18 protein-coding genes are annotated in these 16,602 nt (G+C 72.6%); 11 read left to right on the top strand and 7 right to left on the bottom strand.

The window, feature by feature from the left end; all coding sequences use genetic code 11:
- The first annotated feature begins 12 nt into the window (after window positions 1-12).
- The 3 genes from ACFV3I_RS15755 to ACFV3I_RS15745 all read left to right on the top strand — a co-directional run bounded on the left by ACFV3I_RS15755 (window position 13) and on the right by ACFV3I_RS15745 (window position 2,084).
- A complete protein-coding gene (locus ACFV3I_RS15755) occupies window positions 13-822 on the top strand; it encodes an EI24 domain-containing protein (protein WP_136037181.1) in 810 nt (269 codons plus the stop codon).
- Window positions 822-1,595 (top strand): DNA-formamidopyrimidine glycosylase family protein, encoded by a 774-nt coding sequence (locus tag ACFV3I_RS15750; protein ID WP_136033144.1) that lies wholly within the window; start codon window positions 822-824, stop codon window positions 1,593-1,595. The genes ACFV3I_RS15755 and ACFV3I_RS15750 overlap by 1 nt, the downstream gene beginning before the upstream one ends.
- An 81-nt stretch (window positions 1,596-1,676) precedes the next feature.
- Entirely contained in the window at window positions 1,677-2,084 is a 408-nt protein-coding gene (locus tag ACFV3I_RS15745; RefSeq protein ID WP_136033147.1) for a DapH/DapD/GlmU-related protein, read from the top strand.
- A gap of 52 nt (window positions 2,085-2,136) precedes the next feature.
- On the opposite strand, the gene ACFV3I_RS15740 is transcribed toward ACFV3I_RS15745, so the two are convergent.
- The 3 genes from ACFV3I_RS15740 to ACFV3I_RS15730 all read right to left on the bottom strand — a co-directional run bounded on the left by ACFV3I_RS15740 (window position 2,137) and on the right by ACFV3I_RS15730 (window position 5,730).
- Window positions 2,137-3,702: a metallophosphoesterase gene (locus ACFV3I_RS15740; RefSeq protein WP_378823560.1), complete on the bottom strand. Its 1,566-nt coding sequence runs from the start codon at window positions 3,700-3,702 to the stop codon at window positions 2,137-2,139.
- Between the two features lie 143 nt (window positions 3,703-3,845).
- Window positions 3,846-4,505 (bottom strand): response regulator transcription factor, encoded by a 660-nt coding sequence (locus tag ACFV3I_RS15735; RefSeq protein ID WP_136033150.1) that lies wholly within the window; start codon window positions 4,503-4,505, stop codon window positions 3,846-3,848.
- Window positions 4,498-5,730 (bottom strand): PspC domain-containing protein, encoded by a 1,233-nt coding sequence (locus ACFV3I_RS15730; protein WP_366626532.1) that lies wholly within the window; start codon window positions 5,728-5,730, stop codon window positions 4,498-4,500. Before ACFV3I_RS15730 ends, ACFV3I_RS15735 begins: the two co-directional genes overlap by 8 nt.
- Window positions 5,731-5,844: 114 nt before the next feature.
- Here ACFV3I_RS15730 and ACFV3I_RS15725 point away from each other — a divergent pair, with 114 nt between their 5' ends.
- From ACFV3I_RS15725 to ACFV3I_RS15710, 4 genes are read left to right on the top strand one after another with little or no spacing between them, the layout of a single operon-like run.
- Entirely contained in the window at window positions 5,845-7,428 is a 1,584-nt protein-coding gene (locus ACFV3I_RS15725) for a PspC domain-containing protein (RefSeq protein WP_378823556.1), read from the top strand.
- On the top strand, window positions 7,425-7,736 hold the full coding sequence (locus ACFV3I_RS15720) for a hypothetical protein (RefSeq protein WP_378823554.1): 312 nt from the start codon (window positions 7,425-7,427) through the stop codon (window positions 7,734-7,736). The genes ACFV3I_RS15725 and ACFV3I_RS15720 overlap by 4 nt, the downstream gene beginning before the upstream one ends.
- A gap of 10 nt (window positions 7,737-7,746) precedes the next feature.
- On the top strand, window positions 7,747-8,499 hold the full coding sequence (locus tag ACFV3I_RS15715) for a LysR family substrate-binding domain-containing protein (protein WP_378823552.1): 753 nt from the start codon (window positions 7,747-7,749) through the stop codon (window positions 8,497-8,499).
- A gap of 40 nt (window positions 8,500-8,539) precedes the next feature.
- Entirely contained in the window at window positions 8,540-9,256 is a 717-nt protein-coding gene (locus ACFV3I_RS15710) for a GMP synthase (RefSeq protein WP_136033159.1), read from the top strand.
- A gap of 15 nt (window positions 9,257-9,271) precedes the next feature.
- Here ACFV3I_RS15710 and ACFV3I_RS15705 read toward each other — a convergent pair whose 3' ends face one another.
- Entirely contained in the window at window positions 9,272-9,742 is a 471-nt protein-coding gene (locus ACFV3I_RS15705; RefSeq protein ID WP_136033161.1) for a glutaminase, read from the bottom strand.
- Complete coding sequence (locus ACFV3I_RS15700; protein ID WP_136037329.1) at window positions 9,739-10,953, bottom strand: cation:proton antiporter; 1,215 nt, start codon at window positions 10,951-10,953, stop codon at window positions 9,739-9,741. The genes ACFV3I_RS15705 and ACFV3I_RS15700 overlap by 4 nt, the downstream gene beginning before the upstream one ends.
- 84 nt (window positions 10,954-11,037) lie before the next feature.
- Between ACFV3I_RS15700 and purU the strand changes: the two genes are divergently transcribed.
- Both purU and ACFV3I_RS15690 read left to right on the top strand, forming a co-directional pair.
- Window positions 11,038-11,889, top strand: a complete 852-nt coding sequence (purU, locus tag ACFV3I_RS15695; protein ID WP_136037330.1) for a formyltetrahydrofolate deformylase — start codon at window positions 11,038-11,040, stop codon at window positions 11,887-11,889.
- A 314-nt stretch (window positions 11,890-12,203) separates the two neighbouring features.
- Complete coding sequence (locus tag ACFV3I_RS15690) at window positions 12,204-13,070, top strand: hypothetical protein (protein ID WP_136033167.1); 867 nt, start codon at window positions 12,204-12,206, stop codon at window positions 13,068-13,070.
- Between the two features lie 226 nt (window positions 13,071-13,296).
- Here ACFV3I_RS15690 and ACFV3I_RS15685 read toward each other — a convergent pair whose 3' ends face one another.
- A complete protein-coding gene (locus tag ACFV3I_RS15685; RefSeq protein ID WP_378802762.1) occupies window positions 13,297-14,445 on the bottom strand; it encodes an NAD(P)H-dependent flavin oxidoreductase in 1,149 nt (382 codons plus the stop codon).
- A gap of 84 nt (window positions 14,446-14,529) precedes the next feature.
- On the opposite strand from ACFV3I_RS15685, the gene ACFV3I_RS15680 reads away from it, so the two are divergent.
- Window positions 14,530-14,802 carry a DUF6412 domain-containing protein gene (locus tag ACFV3I_RS15680; protein ID WP_136035560.1) on the top strand — a complete coding sequence of 91 codons (273 nt, stop codon included), beginning with the start codon at window positions 14,530-14,532 and terminating at the stop codon, window positions 14,800-14,802.
- Window positions 14,803-14,863: 61 nt separating this feature from the next.
- Window positions 14,864-15,628 (top strand): YidC/Oxa1 family membrane protein insertase, encoded by a 765-nt coding sequence (locus ACFV3I_RS15675; RefSeq protein ID WP_378823550.1) that lies wholly within the window; start codon window positions 14,864-14,866, stop codon window positions 15,626-15,628.
- 8 nt (window positions 15,629-15,636) lie between these two features.
- Here ACFV3I_RS15675 and ACFV3I_RS15670 read toward each other — a convergent pair whose 3' ends face one another.
- Complete coding sequence (locus tag ACFV3I_RS15670; protein ID WP_378823549.1) at window positions 15,637-16,557, bottom strand: DMT family transporter; 921 nt, start codon at window positions 16,555-16,557, stop codon at window positions 15,637-15,639.
- Between the last annotated feature and the right edge of the window lie 45 nt (window positions 16,558-16,602).

Raw genomic sequence — 16,602 nt, 5'->3', positions numbered from 1 at the left:
TACCCTGGAGCCATGGTCAGAGAGTTCAGCGCCGGCGTCCGCACCCTGTTCCGCGGCTTCGGTGTGTGGCGCACGCGCCCGGGGCTCATGGCGCTCGGGCTGATCCCCGCGGTGATCGCCGTGATCGTGCTGGCCGCCGCGATCATCCCGCTCATCATCGGGATGCCGTCGATCTCGTCCTGGCTGACGCCGTTCGCCGACCGGTGGGACGAGCCCTGGCGCGGTCTGCTGCGCACGGCCGTCGGTCTCGTGGTGGTCGCGGCCGCCCTGGCCCTGGCCAGCTCGGTGTTCAGCGCCCTCACCCTCACGATCGGCGACCCGTTCTACCAGCGCATCTGGCACGCGGTCGAGGTCGACCTCGGCCACCCGCCCGCGACGGACGGCGGCGGGTTCTGGACCACCGTCGGCGAGGGCCTGCGGCTGGTGGTCCTCGGCATCCTGATCGCGCTGCTCGTGCTGGTGCTCGGCCTGATCCCGGCAGTGGGCGGCGTCCTGGCCCCGGTGATGGGCGTGATCCTGACCGGACGGCTGCTGGCGCGCGAGCTGACCGGGCGCGCGTTCGATGCGCGTGAGCTCAGCCCGTCCGACCGCGCTGTCCTGTTCTCCGGCAGCAGGGCGCGCGTGCTGGGCTTCGGCGTCGCGACGCAGCTGTGCTTCCTGATCCCCGGCGGCGCGATCGCGGTGATGCCCGCTGCGGTCGCCGGGAGCACGATGCTCGCCCGCGACATGATGACCCGCCGGCCCCTGCCCGCGGCGACCGCCCCGTCCGACGCCGCCGCTCCGCCCGCCGTGACGCCGCCCTCACCGGACGGGAGGCGCTGATGCCCGAGGGCGACACCGTCTTCCGCACCGCACGGCGTCTCGACGAGGCACTGGCGGGTGCCGAGGTCACGCGCTTCGACCTGCGCGTGCCCCGCTTCGCGACGGTCGACCTGACCGGACAGCGCGTGCACGCGGCGGTGCCGCGCGGCAAGCATCTGCTGCTGCGCATCGGTGACAGCACGCTGCATTCCCATCTGCGCATGGACGGCGCCTGGTTCGTGTACCGCGCCGGCGAGAGGTGGCGGCACCCGGCCTTCAAGGTGCGCGCGATCGTGGGCACCGCCGAGCGTGAGGCCGTCGGCGTGGACATCGCGGAGGTCGAGGTCGTCCCCACCCGCGACGAGGGTGAGCTGGTGGGCTACCTCGGACCGGATCCGCTCGCCGCGGACTGGGATGCGGCCGAGGCCGTGCGACGACTCGGTGCCGACACCCGCAGCATCCACGTGGCGCTGCTCGACCAGCGAAACGTGGCCGGGTTCGGGAACGAGTACGCCGCGGAACTCCTGTTCCTGCGCGGAATCCTCCCGACGACGCCGACGGCGGACGTCGATGTGGCCGCGCTGCTCGACCTGGGTGTGCGCACCATCCGCGCGAACCGCGACCGCCGCCACCGCACCTTCACCGGCATCGATCGTCCGGGCCAGGGGACATGGGTGTACGGACGTGCCGGACGCCCGTGCCGCCGCTGCGGCACCCTCATCCGACGGGGCGAGCAGGGTGCCGATCCCACCCGCGAGCGCATCACGTTCTGGTGCCCGCGCTGCCAGCGCTGAGCCGCATCCATCCGGGGGAATGAAAACACCCCGCCCGTGGTTGTTGATATATCCGGAGAACTCCGGAACACGGGAGGAATCGTGGGCAAGAACTACGTCGACATCGAGAACGACCACGGGGCGACGCTGCGGTACCGCAAGCACGCCAACGGTCGGGGTCTCGTCGCGCACGGCGCGAAGGTGCACCCCAAGGCACACATCGAGGCGGGCGCCTACATCGAACCCGGCGCGCGCGTCGGGGCGGGAGCCATCATCGCGCGCGGGGCGTGGATCGACGAAGACGCCGTGATCGGCGAGGGCGCGTACATCGACGCGCACGCGCACGTGGGACCGGGGGCGGCGGTGGGCGACCACGCGCACGTCGGTGTCCGCACCGACATCGGACCCGGCGCCCGCATCGTTCCCGGCGCCCGCATCGGCGACGACGAGACGGTCGCCGCCGGCCTCACGGTCGCCACGGATCAGAAGGGCCTCTGGCTGGCCGCCTGACCGCGACTCGGGCAGGGCCGGGCCGCACCGGGCATCACCGTCCGGCGGCCGGTCACTCGCCGTCGGACGAGGATCGCCGACCCGTCATCACGAGGTCGAACGTGCTGCTGTTCGTGCCCAGGTAGTTCACGTGGACGGAGGCGGCCACGACGTTCTCGCCGTCGTGCAGCAGGCCGCGCGGCACGGTGAACGTCACGGGGTCGTCCGTGGCGTTGTCGGTCGAACGCCCGACGTCTGCGAACGTCTCACTCGTGGGCTTCTTCGACGCGAGGTGCGAGGTGCCGATCAGGGTGCCGTTGACCCAGACCGCGACGCCGTCATCGGCCCTCGTGCTCACCGTCACCGTCGACAGCTCCTCGACGTCGTCCAGCTCCACCGTCTTCCGGAACAGCATCGCCCGCGCGCGGTTCTCCGGCGGCGGGCCGAGGTCGATCGGCGTCTGCACGCCCTTGCCCCACCCGAGGGGGGCCGTGCCGGTCTGCCAGTCGTCGTCGAACGCCGCGCTCTTCCACCCGCGCGGCCACGCGCCGAGCTCGTTCCACACCTTCCAGTCCGACCCGCCGCGCAGCAGCACCCGGTCGTCCGTCGGCGTGAGGTCGAGCGGGAGCGTGAAGCGGCCGTCGTCGTCCTTCTCGTACTGCCGCAGCGTGGGCGAGTACGTGTGGGCATCGACCGTGCCCGCGGCCGGGTCGACGGTGTAGTACCGCAGCCACCCGTCGCCGCCGTTGGCGCGGCCCTGGTAGTTCGAAAGGATCTGCGGCACGGGGCGCCCGCACGCGTTGAGGTCGCTGCGCCGCGCCTCGCCCGCGTCTCCCACCGCCCAGTGCCCGTTGACCACCATCGCGATGGAGCAGTTCTGCGAGATGAAGTCCCGCCACAGGTCGACCTCGGTCACCGGGGTCACGTCGGTGCGCTCGGTGGCGGTCGACCGCGCGCCGCCCGTGGTGATGAGACCGTGGACGGCCAGGATCACCGTCCGGTCGGGGTGCGCGTCGATCACGCGTTGCGCCCACTCCAGTGCGTACGCGGGCGTCTCGTACTCGAGGCTGAGCAGCAGCAGCTTCGTGTCGCCCACGGTCAGCAGGCTGTAGTTGTCCTTGTTCTGGCGGTCGATGCCGTCCGGTCCGAACTGGTCTTGACCGAGGTACCCGCCGTACGACACGGTCGCGCTGTTCCAGGTCGCATCGGCGTAGCGGCGCGGCGGGAAGTACTCGTCGTACGTGCTCGACTCGCCCGTCGTCACGTCGAGGTCGTGGTTGCCCGGCAGCACGGAGCTGGGCACCCCGGCGTCGTCGAGGATCGCCATCGCGCGGCTCGCGCGCTCCCACTGGTGCACGTCGGGCCAGGAGTCGACGAGGTCGCCCACCTGGATCACGAACTTCGTGTTGAGCTGCTCACGGGTGTCGACGATCCACTGCGTCTGCGCGTTCAGGCTCTGCGCGAGCTCGTCCGAGACGGTGTACTTCTGCGTGTCGGGCAGCACCACGATCGTGAAGGGCTCCGGGCGCTCGCGCTCGTCGTTCCCGGCGCTCGTGATCGCCGCCGGGGAGGCCAGCACGAGTCCCCCGAGCACGGCGAGCACCCCGCCGAGCACCCGCACACCGCGGCTCCTGCGCATCGCAGAGCGCATCTCCCCACCCCCGTTCGCCGTCGATCCCCACGATCGACCGCCCGCCCTCTCCGTCCCACAGCGGAGGTGCATCCAGGGTCACAGGTCGGACGCCGAATGCACAACGGGCAGTATGACAGGACCACGCCCGATCAGAGCAGTCGGCGCTCCGACGCCCACGCGGTGAGCTCGTGCCGGGACGACAGCTGGAGCTTGCGCAGCACCGACGACACGTGCGTCTCGACCGTCTTGATGGAGATGAACAGCGCGGCGGCCACCTCCTTGTAGGCGTAGCCGCGGGCGATCAGCCGCATGACCTCCTGCTCGCGCGCCGACAGCCGATCGAGCTCGTCGGTCGCGGTGGCCGTCTCCCCGGCGACCGCGCCGAACGCGTCGAGCACGAACCCGGCCAGGCGCGGCGAGAACACCGCGTCGCCCTCCGCGACCGCGTGCACGGCCGCGCTCACCTCGCCGCCCGACGAGCCCTTGGTGATGTAGCCGCGGGCCCCGGCACGGATCACCCGCACCACATCGGCGGCGGCATCCGACACGCTCAGCGCGAGGAACCGCGTGCTCGACGGCAGCGATCCGCGGATCACCGCCTCTCCCCCGGTCGCGTCGTCGCCCGCACCACCGGGAAGGTGCACGTCGAGCAGCACCACGTCGGGCTGCGTCTCGGCGATCACCGCGACCGCGGATGGCACGTCCGCCGCCTCGCCCACCACGGTCACGCTCGCGTCGAGGTCGGCGCGCAGCCCGGAGCGGAAGATCGAGTGGTCGTCAACGATCACGACGCGGATGCTGTCAGCCACGGGTCTCCTGTCCGAGCGGGGTCCGGTCCTGCGCGGGAACCGCCGGCAGGGTGAGGTGCACCTCGGTGCCGCCGTCGTCGCTGCGCACCGCGCCCGACCCGCCCGCCCTGCGCATGCGGCCGATGATCGACTGGCGCACGCCCAGGCGGTCGCCGGGCACGTCGTCGAGGCGGAAGCCGCTGCCGCGGTCGCGCACGTACACGTCGACACCCCGCGCGCTGCCCTCGATGTACACCGCGACCTCGCCGCCCGCATGCCGTGCCGCGTTCAGCATCGCCTCGCGGGCGGCCGCCGCCAGCTCCCCGCTCGCCCGCTCCGCGGACAGCCCGGCCGACACCACCTCGATGCGCACCGGGTGGTCGAGCTCGAGCGCGGCGGCGTAGTCGCGCAGGTCGGTGGACAGGTCGCTGTCGGCCGGGGCGTCGCCGTCGTACAGCCAGGCGCGCAGCTCGCGCTCCTGCGCGCGGGCGAGCCGGGCGGCCTCGCTCGATGCGCCGGCGCGGTTCTGGATGAGCGCGAGCGTCTGCAGCACGGAGTCGTGCAGGTGCGCCGCCATCACGCTGCGCTGCTCCTCCCTGATGCGCCGGATGCGCTCGCCCGCCAGCTCGCGCCACCGCGGGATCAGGGCCGACGCGACCACCGCGATCAGCCCGCCGAGCGGCAGCAGCGCCAGGGCCACCCCGGAGCGGGCGATGGGCCACGACAGCAGCAGCAGCGAGACGAGCCCGAGAAGCAGCACGGCGAGGATCCGCACCCACACGGTGTGCCGGGGGCCGCGGGCCGTGTCGGTGCGGTCGATCAGCGTGGCCCAGAGCCCGGCGGCGGTGGCCCCGAGGGCGGTGCCGCCGACGACCACGGCGGCGACCGAGGGCGGGATCGACCCGTCGAGCGCCTCGCTCCCACCCCGCCACACCACGATCACGAGGGCGCCCACCGCGGCCGGGGCGAGCAGCAGCCACGCGACGGGAACGCGACGGGTGGGCGCGGCCTCCCCCTCCGCCCACGGCATGAAGGCCCAGCACCACGCATACAGCAGCACGCCGGCGCCGCCACACAGCGTGAGCGCGAGGAACAGCGCCCTGACCATCCACGCGCGCACACCCAGGTGGCGCGCGAGCCCGGCGCTCACCCCGGCGACCAGGCAGTCGCGGTCGCGCGCCAACGGCGGCCGCGTCGACACGGGGACGCGACCGGCGGGCGCGGGGGCGGACGCCGAGGAGGACATACCGTCATCCAATCATCCGTCGCGCCGTCCGGGGGCTCCCCCGACGCGGAACCAGGGTCCGCTCAGGGGTTCCCCCGATGGTCGCCCGGCCGCGGCGGACGGCAGGATCGAAGCATGACGATTCCGACCGCTCCCCCGCCGCCCGCCGATCCCGACACCCCGGTCGACGGCGCCGCGCCCTCCGGACGCACCGCTCCCCGCGGCGCCGAGCGCTTCCTGCTGTGGGTCGCCGGTCTCGGGGTCGCGCGCTCCGACGGGTGGCTCGGCGGCGTCGCGGCCGGCATCGCCGCACGGCTGCGCATCGACCCGCTGATCGTGCGCGGGGTGCTCGTGGTGGCCGCGCTGTTCGGACTGCCGGTGATCTTCCTCTACGCCGTGGCCTGGGCGCTGCTGCCCGACACCGACGGCCGTGTGCACCTGCGCGACCTGCTGGAGCGCCGGTACGAGCCGGTGCAGCTGGGCATCCTCGCGATGGCGATCGTCGGCCTCCTGCCCACCGCACCGCTCACCGGGCGGCTGTTCGGGCTGGGCTACGAGAGCTGGTCGGCGCTGTCCCTCTTCAGCTGGATCGTGGGCCTGGTGCTCGCGGCCGGCCTGCTCTTCCTGATCGTGCGCGCTGCGAGCCGCACCCCGGGCGCTTCCGCGCCGGACCTGCCGATGGCTTCCGCAGGTCAGGCGGCCCCGGGCGCGTCCGCCCCCCTCGCGGGTTCGGTTCCCGCCGGGGGGGCGGACGCCACCTCCGTCCCGCCGTCGACGCTCGACTCCGCGGCGGCGACCCCCGCGGACACCGTGCCGCTCGCCGACACCGGCCTCCTCCCGCCCGCCCCTCCCGCGCCCCTGCCGCCCGGAGCGAACGACCCCGCCGCGCTGGAGGCGTGGCGCGCGCAGCACGCGGCCTGGAAGGAGCAGGACCAGGCGTGGCGGCGCCAGCAGCAGGATGCGGAGCGTGCCGCCAGGGATCAGCTGCGACGGGAGCGCCAGGCCGAGGCCGCGGTGTTCGCCGCGGAGGCCGCCGAGCGACGACGCGTCCGCCGGGCGTCGAACCCGCGTGCCGGTTTCGCCGCGGTGATGGCCGCGCTCGGACTCGCGATCGTTGTCGGTGCCGGCGTGGGGCTCGCGGTGGGCGAGGGCCTGGGCGGAGCGCTCGGGCTGCTGTCGGCCGCGCTCGTGCTCGCGGTGTCGATGATCGTCGCCGGGGCACTCCGGCGCCGCAGCGGCTTCCTCGCGTTCGCGACCATCGCGACGCTCGTCGGCGGCCTCGTCGCGGGCGGCGTCGCGGCGGTGCCCGGCACCACGCTGGGGTACGCGTCGATCTCGAACAACCAGCCGGCGCAGGTGCGTCAGCCGTTCGGCGACCTGTACGTGCAGCTGCACGCGCACGACGACGGACCGCGGCCCATGCTGATCGACAAGGGCTCCGGTCGCACCGAGATCTTCGTGGACGAGGGAGTGCGCCTGGCGCTGCGCGGCACGGTCGGCGACGACGTCGAGGTGAGCTGGATCCGCGTCGACCCCGAGGCCGGCCGCATCACCGACAGCGGCACCTGGCCCCTCACGCGCGACGACGGCACCTGGACCGTGTCGGAGGACATCACGTCCGGCTCCGGTTCGCCGACCACCGTGCAACCCGTCACCATCCACCAGACCAGCGGCGTCATCGCCATCACGGTCCAGGAATCACCGGAGGACGACCGATGAGCACCGACACGATCACCGCCCCGCGCACCCGCTGGGCCGCCATCATCTGGGGCGTGGTGCTGGCCGCGATCGCCGGAGCCGCCCTGTGGGTGCTCGCCGACGACGACCGCCGCGCCGCCCTCGCCGACGGAGTGGGCACCCTCACGCCCGCCACCATCCTCACCGTGGTGCTGCTGAGCGCCGGTGCGCTGCTGCTGGTGGGTGGAGCCGCCGGGCTCGTGCGGCGGGGCCAACGCCGGCGGACGGAGGGCGTCGCGGCGTTCGCCCCCGATGCGGCCGAGGCGCCGGTCGCGCACACCGCCGAGTAGCCTGGACGGCATGGCGCACCAGGGACGACGACCCGCGAAGGGTTCCGGCAAGGGCACGCCCCCGCGCCGGAACCGGGCCGTCCCCGGTGCGCGTCCGCGCCCCGGGGCGTCGAAGAAGGCCTCGGCGCCCGCGACCCGCAAGGTCGTGTTCGACGCCGCACCCGCCGCGGCGGACGAGCCGCGCACGTTCCGGCTGGGCGCGGTGCCGGGGGCCACTCCCGGCACCTGGATCGACCGGTGGAAGCAGCGCCTCCCCGACGTGCCGCTCGAGCTCGTCCCGATCGAGGTCGCCGCGCAGCGCTCGGCTCTCGACGACCTCGACGCCGCCCTCGTCCGCCTGCCGCTCGACGACGCGTCGTTGCACGTGATCCCGCTGTACGACGAGGTGCCCGTGGTCGTGGCCGCCGCGGACTCCCACCTGATGGCCGCGGACGAGCTCACCCCGGACGACCTGGACGGCGAGGTGCTCATCGCGCTGAGCGACGACGTGTGGGGCGGCCTCGCGCTCCCCGGGACGACGGCCGCGCGGTTCGCACCCCTCGCCACGTCCGACGCGATCGCCACCGCCGCCTCGGGCGTGGGCGTGGTGATCGTGCCGATGTCGCTTGCACGCCTGCACCACCGCAAAGACGCCGACCACCGCGTGCTGGCGGGCGGCCCCGTGTCGACCGTCGCGCTGGCCTGGCGCCGCGACCGGACGACGCCCGACGTCGAGGCGTTCGTCGGGATCGTGCGCGGACGCACCGCGAACTCGTCCCGCTGAGCGCGTCGGCGCCGTCCCGGCCCCTCGTTAGAATCTCCTGATGGCCTCGCTCCTCTATGTCTGCGTGCGTCCCGAGGTCGGGGCGGCCGACGCCGAGCACGCCTCCTTCCGCCGGGCGCTCGGCGTCGACGTGGTCGACCGGCTCGACCTCCTGCATGAGCCGCTGAGCCCCGCGCATCTGGAGCGCTACCGGGGCATCGTGATCGGGGGATCGCCGTTCAACGTGAGCGACCGGGTGAAGAGCCCGACGCAGCAGCGCGTGGAGGCCGATCTGGAGACGATCGCGCACGCCGCGACCGCGGCCACCGTGGCGGCGTTCTTCACGTGCTTCAGCATCGGCGTGCTCACGCGGATGCGGGGCGGCGAGGTGGTCACGACCATGCCGGAGCCGGCGAGCGCGACCGTGATCCGCACGACGGCGGAGGGCGACGCCGACCCCGTGTTCGGGCCGAGCGGGCCCGCGCTCACGGTGTTCACCGCGCACAAGGAGAGCGCCGCGGCCGTGCCTCCGGGCGCGGTGCTGCTCGCCACGAACGACGCCTGCCCCGTGCAGGCCTACCGGGTGGGGTCGCACCTGTACGCGGCGCAGTTCCACCCGGAGCCCACGCCGCGCGACTTCGCCGACCGGATGACGTTCTACCGCACCACGGGCTACTTCGACCCCGAGCGGTTCGACGCCGTGCAGCGGGAGGTGCTCGCGGCGTCGGTCACCGAGGGGGCCGCGCTGCTGCGACGCTTCGCGGAGACCTTCGCCTGAGCCGTCACCGCGCCCTCACGCGGTGGCGCCACCGCGCAGCAGCTCGATCCGCTCGCGGAGATACGACTCCAGGGGCATGAAGCCGCCCGCGGTGCTCCACCGCACCGACGGCACCCCGTCGACGAGGGCGAGCGGGCCCGAGGAACCGCCCGCGTCCACCCCGGCGACGTCGATCACGCTCCAGCCCACGTGCACCACCTCGCCCTCCCGGAAGCCACCGCGCAGAGCCTCCGCTCGGCGCTCGGCGCGCGCCCGTGCCGACTCGGCCGTGTAGCCGCGGCGTCCGGGGTCGGCCGCCCGCAGCACCTCGGCGGTGGCGAGGGCGTGCGTGTCGGTGAGCAGCAGCACGCCCAGATGCCAGGCGTCCCCCACGCGCACGATGCGGCGACCCCGCCAGCGCGACTCCCGTTCCTCGCCGAGCCCCTCGCGCGGCACCCCGGCGAGCGCGGCCACCGCGTCGGTCAGCAGGGCGGAGGCGGAGGTCACAGCTCCCCCTGCCTCGTGCGGTCGGCGAGGGCGGGCCCGACCACCGGAGCGCGGTCGCCGCGGAGGGTCATGCCGATCAGCGGGTACAGCAGCACGGACAGCATGCCGGCACCGACGAGCGCCGCGGCCGTGCCCGTGTCGAGCATGTCCTGATCCACGCCGATGCCGGTGACGGCCACGATGATGGGCAGACCGGTCGCGGCGAGCAGGCCCAGGGCGGTACGGTCGCGCAGGCCCGCTCCCGCCGGCGCGGACAGTTGTGCGGCCGACCCGCGGAACACCAGCAGCGCGACCAGGAACACCGGCACCAGCGCCAGTGCCGTCGGCGAGGAGCGCAGCGCGTCGAGGTCGAACGTGACGCCGGTGTAGAGGAAGAAGATCGGCACGAGGAAGCCGAACGCGATCGCCTCGATCTTGCTCTCCACCTCCTCGGCGTCCTTCTTCGGGGCCCGCGCCATGATGATCCGCCAGATCGCGCCGGCGACGAACGCCCCCAGCAGCATGTCGAGGTCGAGCATCACGCTGAGTCCGACCAGGGCGGCGATCAGCAGGATCACGAACCGCACCCCGAACTGGTCGGAGGTGTGCAGCGTCGCCCGCACGATGCCGTGCAGTCGCCCGTGCGGCATGCGGTGGGCGATCAGAACGGCGAGTCCGGCGAGCACCACGAAGGTCAGCAGGACCGCGGTCGCCAGGGGCGTGGTCCTGGTGCTGAGGAACAGGGAGATGGCGATCAGCGGCAGGAACTCCCCGACCGCCCCGATCGTGCTGATCGCCCGGCCGAACGGGGTGTCCAGCTCCCGCGCATCGCGGAGGATCGGCATGAGGGTGCCGAGGGCGGTGGAGCTGAGGGCGATCCCGATGACGACCATGCCCTCCCCCGGCGCGAAGAAGAACCCGAGCCCGATCCCGAGCAGCACGCTGAGCAGCCACCCGAGCGACGCCCGGGCGAGCGGCTTCCCGGCGACCGTGCGGAAGTCGATCTCGGAGCCGGCGACGAAGAACAGCACGGCCAGGCCGAAGTCGCTCAGCTTCTCCAGCAGCGGACCCGGCTCGACCCAGCCGAGCACGGCGGGGCCGACGAGGATCCCCAGCACGAGCTCGAACACGATGATCGGCACGCGCACGAGCGGCCGGACGCCCCGGGCGAGCAGAGGGGCGGCGACCGCCAGCAGGGGGATCAGCACCAGGCCGACGTCGCTCGCGTCCACGGTCTCAGGGTAGCGACGCCCCCGGCGATTCGCTCCCCGCCCGCGCGACACGGCAGAATCGAGGCACACCCTGGAGGAGCCCCCATGAGCCAGCCCGATACCGCCCGCCTGCTGATCGCCTGCGACGACCAACCCGGCATCGTCGCCGCGGTCGCCGGTGTGCTCGCGCGGCACGGTGCGAACATCATCTCGCTCGACCAGCACTCCACCGACTCCGAGGGCGGACGCTTCTTCCAGCGCACCGTCATCCACCTCCCCGGTCTGGCCGCCGCGCGCCCCGCGCTCGAGGCCGACATCGCCGACGTCGCGGAGCGCTTCGGCATGGAGTGGTCGCTGCACGACGTGTCCCGGCGCAAGCGCGTCGCGATCTTCGTGTCGAAGTACGACCACTGCCTCATGGAGTTGCTGTGGCGCACGCAGCGCGGGCAGCTCGACATCGACATCACCATGGTCGTGTCGAACCATCCCGACCTCGCCGAGGCCGTGCGTTCGTTCGGCGTGCCGTTCGTGCACATCCCCTCGGGCGACAAGCAGGCCATGGAGGAGCGACAGCTCGAACTGCTGCAGGGCAACGTCGACCTGGTCGTGCTCGCCCGCTACATGCAGATCCTCACGGACGACTTCATCACGCGCCTCGAAGCCCCCGTCATCAACATCCACCACTCGTTCCTGCCCGCGTTCATCGGCGCCAACCCGTATGCCAGGGCCAAGGAGCGCGGCGTGAAGCTGATCGGGGCGACCGCGCACTACGCCACGGCCGACCTCGACGAGGGGCCGATCATCGAGCAGGACGTCACGCGGGTGACGCACTCCGAGTCCGCCGCCGAACTGCAGAGCCGCGGCGCCGACGTCGAGCGCCTCGTGCTCGCCCGGGCCGTGCAGTGGCACGCCGAGGACCGCGTGATCGTGCACGGCCGCTCGACCGTCATCCTCTGACCCGCTTCACTCCCCCGGGAGCCCGGCGAGCACGTCGACGGCGAGACCGTGGGACGCCGCGGTGGGGAGTGACGGTCGTACCTTCATGCCGAGTCCTATAGGAGCGGCATACAACGACTGAAGTCGGCCGCACAGTATCACGTTACAGGTGATATGTCTGTAGGCCGAAGACCCTACATGCAGTTTCTGGCTCCCGTCTAAGAATCGGAACGGAGAGTCGACCTGGCCTCCGTATCAGAAATGGGGACGAAACGATGAGGACAAAGAGAACGACGAGACTGGCGATCTATGCTGCGCTTCTCTCCGGTGCGCTCGTGGCATCCGGAGTCACGGCGGCCAGCGCGGAGGAACGTGATCCTGTAGCGGATGCCATCGCACAAGCGCCGCTGAACGCACAGGTCATCAACGATCAGCACGAGTCGGCTTCGGTCGACTTGAGCACAGGGGAGGGCGCACTGGTGGCGGAGAACGCACACCATCAGGAAGCGAGCATTTCGTACGACCTCGACTCGGGACCGTCGCTCACGCTCACAGCTCAGGACAGCAGAAGTTCAGACGGCGCGGATACCACCGCGCAGGTGCTCTCCGATGGGAGCGCGCGGCTTCTGACGGTATTCACTGACGCTGATTCGAATCTCGTGTCCAAGTACGCTACCGAGATTCCGGAAGGGTGGGCTGCTCAGAAGCGTTCAGATGGAGGCTACGACATCGTTCCCGGCCCTGTTCTCCGTGACGCTCTGGGGAAGCACGGACTCAGCGGCGAATTCGTTCTGGCAACAATCGACGCTCCCTGGGCCGTCGATGCCAACGGCGCGGAAGTTGCAACGTCCTTCGAGCTCGTCGGGAACCAACTCCTGCAGAGAATCAAACCGGACGCGAACACCGCTTTCCCCGTGACCGCTGATCCTCGCGTCGTTGGCCACGGTTACTACTTCTCGATCTATTACAACAAGTCCGAAACCCGAAGCATGCGAGACACAGGCGCCGTTGTCGGGTTCATTCTCGCCGCGGGTGCAGCGATCGCAGCGCTGCCTGGCGGGGTAGCTGTCAGCGCCGTGCTGTACACGGTTGGTGCGGGCGCAGTTGCGGCGATCGCGACCGTGGCAGGCAACGCGTCCGGCGAAGGTCGCTGCCTCAAGCTCGACGTCCCGTCGTTCATTCCCACGAGCGTGAAGTGTTAGGTTTGCCCGCATGCTCTGGGTGATGATGTCTGCGATGTTCTTCTTGGTGGTGTTCTTCGCCATCGCGAGCAGGTCACATAAGAAGCACCGCAAGAACCGACGTACGCCGCGCGAGTAGAGCCGGCAGTGGGCGTAGTTCCGCAGCGATCGCCCGCGCTTCCGCCCGACGGGAGTGCGGGCGTTTTGCTGCACAGACCGACACGGGTGCACTGAGATCGCCAACGAATCACTCCCAGGCATGCCGGTTTTCCCGAATCCGGCTATCAAGCTCAGAGGTCGCACGGGATAGTCGATCAGGCAGCCTCTCGTCCCGGATCCACTCGACGAGGACACGCCCATCGACAAGCCCGGCGGCGAGCTCGGCGAACACGTCGGCGGCGGTGGTGCCGCGGGCGAGCGGAGCCGCCTGGCCCAGCCACAGCGACTGCAGCTCGCCGAGGTTCTGCTCCCCGGCCGCCGTGCGGAAGCGCCCCGTGAGCCAGTTCTGCATCGGGAAGGGGGCGATGGTGCCGCTCGCCTCGATCGCCCGCACGGCGCGGTTGCGGGCGCCGCGCGCGAGCCGTCCGCTCATCGCCCGGGTCAGGACGGTGTCGTCCGCGGCGGTCGCGCGGATCGCGTCCCGGTGCGCCGCGGTCGCCGCGGACTCGTCCGTGGCGAGGAAGGCCGTCCCCACCTGCACGCCGGCGGCACCGAGGGCGAGGGCGGCCGCGACGCCGCGGCGGTCCGCGATGCCGCCCGCCGCGATCACCGGCACTCCGACCGCGTCCACCACCTGCGGCACGAGCGCGAACGTCCCCACCAGGGACTCCTCGGCCGGACGCAGGAACGACACCCGGTGTCCGGCGGCCTCCGCTCCGGTCGCCACCACCGCATCCACACCGGCCTCGGCGAGCGCGACGGCCTCCGCCACCGTCGTGGCCGTGCCGACGATCCGGATGCCCCGGTCGTGAGCCTCCGCGACGACCTCGGGCGACGGCACGCCGAACACCACGCTGAGCACCGCCGGGGCGACCGCCCAGATCGCGTCGAGCTGCTCGTCGAGCGGCGGGACGTAGCGCTCCGGCCGCGTCGGCACCGCGACCCCCACGGCCTCGTAGAACGGCTGGAGCGCCTGGGCGAAGACCGTGTGCTGCGGGTTGGGCTCGACCTCGTCGCCGGTCGGCAACCAGATGTTCAGCGCGAACGGCCGGTCGGTCGCGGCGCGCAGCTCGGACCCGGTCGCCCGGATACGGTCGCCGTCGTAGCCATAGAGGCCGAACGACCCCAGGCCCCCGGCGTTGCTCACGGCCGCGGTGAGCGCGACGGACGACAGCCCGCCGAAGGGACCGAGGACGATCGGGTGCGTGATGCCGAACAGGGTGCGCAGGTCGCTCATGCTTCGACGTTACGCCCGCGGCGGACGGCCGCGGGCGGGACGACGCCCCCTGCTAGCCTCGGTGGCAGAGAGCGGGGTGTGCACATGCGGCAGTGGATCGGGCAGATGCTCGGCATCGTCGCGGCCGCGCTCGGGCTCGTCGCTCTTCCCGATGCCACCGCGCTCGGGCTCGCCGTGGCCCTCCTCGCGGTCACCGCGCTGACCCTCGCCGTCGTGCTGAGCGTGCGTCAGCGACCGGAGGCCGACGCCCCGCATCCCCTCCGCGCCATCGACGTCGGCACTCTGCTGCCGCAGAGCGACCCGGATGCCGCGGGGCATCCGCGTCCGCGGGCGCCGGGAGTCGCGATCGCCGCGTAGCCCGTTCCGACGGGAGCGCGCGGCCTTCGCCGACCCTTCCCGACCTCACGAACGGACCCCCGTGGACATCTTCGCCTTCCCTCCCCTCGCCGCGCTCCTGAACGCGGCCTACACGGCCCTGACCGGCCTCTCCACCGCCCTCGAGCCCCTCGCCGGCCCGTCCGCCGCGGCCCTCGCCGTGGTGCTCGTCACGCTCCTGGTGCGTGCCCTCCTCATCCCCGTCGGCATCTCGCAGGCGAGGGCCGAGCAGACCAGGGCGCGCCTCGCTCCCCGGCTGCGCGAACTGCAGCGTCGGCACAAGAAGAACCCCGAGCGGCTGCAGAAGGAGATGATGGAGCTCTACCGCTCGGAGAACACCTCGCCGTTCGCCGGGATGCTCCCCGTGCTGGCCCAGGCCCCGGTCGTCGGGCTGCTCTACACGCTGTTCCTGCGACCCGAGATCGCCGGACACCCGAACGACCTGCTGGCCCACGACCTGTTCGGCGCCCCGCTGGGCACAAGCCTGGTCTCCGCGCTGTTCGGCGGCACCGCGACCCCGGCGACGTTCGCGGTGTTCGGGGTGCTGCTGGCGGTGATGATCGCGGTCGCCGAGGTCACCCGGCGCGTGTTCCGCCCCGCGCCCGTCGAGGGCGACGACTCGCCGCTCAGCTCCCCCGGGGTGCTGCGGGCGATGTCGGCGCTGCACTACCTCACGGCCGTGTTCGCGGCGTTTGTCCCGCTCGCGGCCGCGCTCTATCTCACGGTCACGGTCGTGTGGACGCTCGTGCAGCGCATGGTGCTCCGCCGGCGGTTCCCCCTGCCGGAGCCCGCCGCCGCCCGCGCGTGACCTCGGGGTCAGTCAGGCAGCGGGATCGGGGCGGTGAAGGGGCCGGACGGCTCCTCACCCCTCCGGCCCCGGCGCACGCCGAGGGTCGTCCCCACGCTCGCGGCGATCACGAGCGCGACGGCCAGCAGCCGCAGCACCGTCGCGTCCTGCCCCAGGAGGAGCCATCCGGCGAGGGTCGCGAACGCGGGCTCCAGGCTCAGCAGCACCCCGAACACCCGCTGCGGCAGGCGACGCAGCGCCGCCAGCTCGAAGCTGTACGGGATGACCGACGACAGCACGGCCGTCACCGCGGCCAGCAGCAGCAGCGACGGGTCGGCGGCGACCGTCGCGGCCGCGGGCACCCCCACGGGGATCAGCAGCACCGCCGCCACGACGAGCCCCATCGCGAGCCCGCTGCTGCCGGGGATGAGGGCTCCGACGCGGGCGCTCATCCGGATGTACATCACCCAGAAGCCGGCCGCGATCAGGATGAACACCACGCCGAGCGGGTCGAGGGGCTCCGCGCCGATCAGGCCGTCGATGCCGAGCAGCGCCATGCCGAGCAGGGCCACCGCGACCCAGACGGCATCGGCGAGCCGCCGGGTGAGCACGGCCGCGAGCACGAGCGGGCCGAGGAACTCGATCGCCACGGCCGGCCCGAGCGGGATGCGGTCGATGGCGGCATAGAAGAAGCCGTTCATCGCGGCGAGCGACACCCCGAAGAGCACGGCCGCGAGCCACTGCTGCCGCGTCCACCCCCGCACCCTCGGGCGCACGAGCACGACCAGCAGCACCGCGGCGATCGCGACCCGCAGCGAGGTCACGCCCCAGGGGCCGAGGACGGGGAAGAGCTGCGCGGCGACGGCGGCCCCGAACGGCAGCGAGAGGCACGAGCCGATGACGAGCGCGACCCCCACGAGGGTGCCGGATGCCGCGGGTTTCTGCACCATACGAGCTTAGGCGGCGGGAGCCCGTCGCCCCGCCGCCCACGCAGC

Origin of the sequence: Microbacterium sp. NPDC059771 (assembly GCF_042732495.1) — a bacterium.
GTDB classification, from domain to species: domain Bacteria; phylum Actinomycetota; class Actinomycetes; order Actinomycetales; family Microbacteriaceae; genus Microbacterium; species Microbacterium sufflavum.
The sequence above is the reverse complement of the archived record's forward strand: the minus strand, read 5'-3'. Positions and strand labels throughout refer to the sequence as shown.

Bases quoted from the DNA above. Each gene is read 5' to 3' on its own strand.
- ACFV3I_RS15755 (WP_136037181.1), top strand. From the start codon at position 13: ATGGTCAGAGAGTTCAGCGCCGGCGTCCGCACCCTGTTCCGCGGCTTC.
- ACFV3I_RS15750 (WP_136033144.1), top strand. From the start codon at position 822: ATGCCCGAGGGCGACACCGTCTTCCGCACCGCACGGCGTCTCGACGAG.
- ACFV3I_RS15740 (WP_378823560.1), bottom strand. From the start codon at position 3,702: ATGCGCAGGAGCCGCGGTGTGCGGGTGCTCGGCGGGGTGCTCGCCGTG.
- ACFV3I_RS15730 (WP_366626532.1), bottom strand. From the start codon at position 5,730: ATGTCCTCCTCGGCGTCCGCCCCCGCGCCCGCCGGTCGCGTCCCCGTG.
- ACFV3I_RS15725 (WP_378823556.1), top strand. From the start codon at position 5,845: ATGACGATTCCGACCGCTCCCCCGCCGCCCGCCGATCCCGACACCCCG.
- ACFV3I_RS15720 (WP_378823554.1), top strand. From the start codon at position 7,425: ATGAGCACCGACACGATCACCGCCCCGCGCACCCGCTGGGCCGCCATC.
- ACFV3I_RS15715 (WP_378823552.1), top strand. From the start codon at position 7,747: ATGGCGCACCAGGGACGACGACCCGCGAAGGGTTCCGGCAAGGGCACG.
- ACFV3I_RS15710 (WP_136033159.1), top strand. From the start codon at position 8,540: ATGGCCTCGCTCCTCTATGTCTGCGTGCGTCCCGAGGTCGGGGCGGCC.
- purU (WP_136037330.1), top strand. From the start codon at position 11,038: ATGAGCCAGCCCGATACCGCCCGCCTGCTGATCGCCTGCGACGACCAA.
- ACFV3I_RS15685 (WP_378802762.1), bottom strand. From the start codon at position 14,445: ATGAGCGACCTGCGCACCCTGTTCGGCATCACGCACCCGATCGTCCTC.
- ACFV3I_RS15680 (WP_136035560.1), top strand. From the start codon at position 14,530: ATGCGGCAGTGGATCGGGCAGATGCTCGGCATCGTCGCGGCCGCGCTC.
- ACFV3I_RS15670 (WP_378823549.1), bottom strand. From the start codon at position 16,557: ATGGTGCAGAAACCCGCGGCATCCGGCACCCTCGTGGGGGTCGCGCTC.